Origin of the sequence: Streptomyces cahuitamycinicus (genome assembly GCF_002891435.1) — a bacterium.
In the GTDB taxonomy this organism is placed as follows: domain Bacteria; phylum Actinomycetota; class Actinomycetes; order Streptomycetales; family Streptomycetaceae; genus Streptomyces; species Streptomyces cahuitamycinicus.
Map to the genome: position 1 here is coordinate 1 of NZ_POUC01000675.1, position 2,907 is coordinate 2,907.

2 protein-coding genes and 1 pseudogene are annotated in these 2,907 nt (G+C 71.2%); 2 read left to right on the plus strand and 1 reads right to left on the minus strand.

The window, feature by feature from the left end:
• A pseudogene (locus tag C1J00_RS41430) lies at positions 1–463 on the minus strand (D-alanyl-D-alanine carboxypeptidase/D-alanyl-D-alanine endopeptidase); the annotation flags it as partial.
• Between the two features lie 79 nt (positions 464–542).
• Between C1J00_RS41430 and C1J00_RS41435 the strand changes: the two are divergent.
• Both C1J00_RS41435 and C1J00_RS41440 read left to right on the plus strand, forming a co-directional pair.
• The gene (locus C1J00_RS41435) at positions 543–1,034 is read left to right on the plus strand and encodes an inorganic diphosphatase (protein WP_007452023.1); all 492 of its coding nucleotides are present in this window, start codon (positions 543–545) and stop codon (positions 1,032–1,034) included.
• Between the two features lie 119 nt (positions 1,035–1,153).
• Positions 1,154–2,851, plus strand: a complete 1,698-nt coding sequence (locus C1J00_RS41440) for a threonine/serine exporter family protein (protein ID WP_102913979.1) — start codon at positions 1,154–1,156, stop codon at positions 2,849–2,851.
• Positions 2,852–2,907 lie beyond the last annotated feature (56 nt).

A 2,907-nucleotide genomic window follows, 5' to 3' on the forward strand; every position in this document is an offset into this window, starting at 1 on the left:
GGTCCTTCAGCAGGGGCGTGAGGGCGTCCGTGAGGGCCTTGCCGTCCGGGGCGGACTTCACCGTGCTGACGCCGCCGAGGCCGGTCAGCACCGGTCCGGCGCTGGGTGCGGGCCGGGGCCGGCCGGGCGCGCCGGGGGCGCTGCCGTGATCTGCGCCACCCGCGCGGCCCAGGGCCACGGCCCGGTCCCGCTCGGCCGTACGCTGACCCGAGGAGTCCCAGGGACCGGCGGCGGTCACCACACCGGCGGTCAGTGCGAGTCCGGCGGTGGCGGCGCCCGCGGTGTACTGCCAGGTCTTCGGCAGCGCTGCCTTCGCGACCTGCGGTTTTCCGGCTCGTGCGAGCCGCGCGAGCTGTGGTTTCGTGGCTGCTGCGGCCCGGGCCAGGCGCGGTCGTACGGCATCCGCGAGCCGCACCACGTGCGGCTTCGCGGCCCGCCAAGGCCTCAGCTCTGGCACGACCACCAGCCCCTTTCGCGATCACACACCTGCGTGAGGGACACTTAACCACCAGAACTATGTGTTGATCATGGAGGAGCCACCGGTGGAGTTCGACGTCACGATCGAGATTCCGAAGGGTTCGCGCAACAAGTACGAGGTGGACCACGAGACCGGTCGTATCCGCCTGGACCGGCGACTCTTCACCTCGACCGCCTACCCGACCGACTACGGCTTCGTCGAGAACACCCTCGGCGAGGACGGCGACCCGCTGGACGCGCTGGTCATCCTCGACGAGCCGACGTTCCCGGGCTGCCTGATCCGCTGCCGGGCGATCGGCATGTTCCGTATGACGGACGAGGCGGGCGGCGACGACAAGCTGCTGTGCGTGCCGTCGACGGACCCGCGCGTGGAGCACCTGCGGGACATTCACCACGTGTCGGAGTTCGACCGCCTGGAGATCCAGCACTTCTTCGAGGTCTACAAGGACCTTGAGCCGGGCAAGTCGGTCGAGGGTGCCGACTGGGTGGGCCGCACCGACGCCGAGGCCGAGATCGAGCGGTCCTACAAGCGCTTCAAGGACCAGGGCGGTCACTGACCCCTTTTCTTGATGCTCACGGGCCGCACGCCTGCGTGTGCGGCCCGTTCGTCCGTCTGTGCGCATACTGAGGCTGTGGGGGGTACGAGGCTGACGTGTCGTACAGGGAGCGCCAGGCAGTGACGGACGCGGAGGACCGCAAACCGAAGTCGGACGAGGCGAGGAGTGCGTTCCTGCCTCCGGCCGGGACCGGCGTCGACGGCGACATGTCGACGACGTCGGAGTTCGCGATCCCCGAGGGCCTGGCCCTGCTCAGAACGGCAGGTGCGGAGCCCGAGACAACCTCCGAGTTCGCCGTGCCGCAAGGGCTGGGCGTGCATGCGGCGCTCTCGGCGGAGCAGGAGGGGTCGGCGTTCACCCCGCCGAGCACCTACAGCGCGAAGCACGCCCCGACGGCCTTCACGCCGCCGAGCGGGATCCCCGTGGTCAGCCTGACCAAGGACGTGCCCTGGCAGGACCGGATGCGCACGATGCTGCGCATGCCGGTGGCGGAGCGGCCGGCGCCGGAGATCAGCCAGCGCAGCAGCGACGAGAGCGGGCCGGCCGTGCCGCGCGTGCTCGACCTGACGCTGCGTATCGGCGAGCTGCTGCTGGCGGGCGGTGAGGGCGCCGAGGACGTGGAGGCGGCGATGTTCGCCGTGTGCCGGTCGTACGGCCTGGACCGCTGCGAGCCCAACGTCACCTTCACGCTGCTGGCGATCTCCTACCAGCCGTCCCTCGTCGACGACCCGATCACGGCGTCGCGGACCGTGCGCCGCCGGGGCACCGACTACACGCGTCTGGCCGCCGTGTACCAGCTGGTGGACGACCTCAGCGACGACGAGACGGCGGTCTCCCTGGAGGAGGCCTACCGGCGGCTCGCGGAGATCCGCCGTAACCGCCACCCCTACCCCGGCTGGGCGCTGACCGGTGCGAGCGGGCTGCTGGCCGGTGCGGCCTCCGTGCTCGTGGGCGGCGACCTGATCGTGTTCGTCGCGGCGGCGCTGGGCGCGATGCTCGGCGACCGGCTGGCGTGGCTGTGCGCGGGGCGCGGACTGCCGGAGTTCTACCAGTTCACCGTGGCCGCGACGCCGCCGGCCGCGATCGGGATCGCGCTGACGCTGGCCCACGTCGACGTGAAGGCGTCGGCGGTGATCACCGGTGGGCTGTTCGCGCTGCTGCCCGGGCGGGCGCTGGTGGCGGGTGTGCAGGACGGTCTGACCGGCTTCTACATCACCGCGTCCGCGCGGCTGCTGGAGGTCATGTACTTCTTCGTGGGCATCGTCGCGGGTGTGCTGCTGGTGCTGTACTTCGGCGTGCAGCTGGGGGCGCGGCTCAACCCGGACCAGGCGCTCGGGGCCTCCGACGACCCGTTGATCATGATCGGGGCGTCGATGCTGCTGTCACTGGCGTTCGCGGTGCTGCTCCAGCAGGAACGATCCACCGTGATGTGGGTGACGCTGAACGGCGGTGTCGCGTGGGTGGTGTTCGGCGCGATGCACTACGTGGGGGACATCTCGCCGGTGGCGTCCACGGCGGCGGCAGCGGGCCTGGTGGGGCTGTTCGGGCAGTTGCTGTCGCGGTATCAGTTCGCCTCCGCCCTGCCCTACACGACCGCGGCGATCGGGCCGCTGCTGCCGGGTTCCGCGACGTACTTCGGGCTGCTGGCGATCGCGCAGAACGAGGTGGACGAGGGGCTGGTGTCGCTGTCGAAGGCGGTGGCCCTCGCCATGGCCATCGCCATCGGGGTGAATCTCGGGTCGGAGATCTCCCGCATGTTCCTGCGGATCGGGTCCGCGGAGAAGCGGCGGGCCGCCAAGCGGACCAGGGGCTTCTAGTCCGCCGGCGGCCGTGGGCGGCCGTGGGCCCTTGGGGGCCGTGGGCCCTTGGGGGC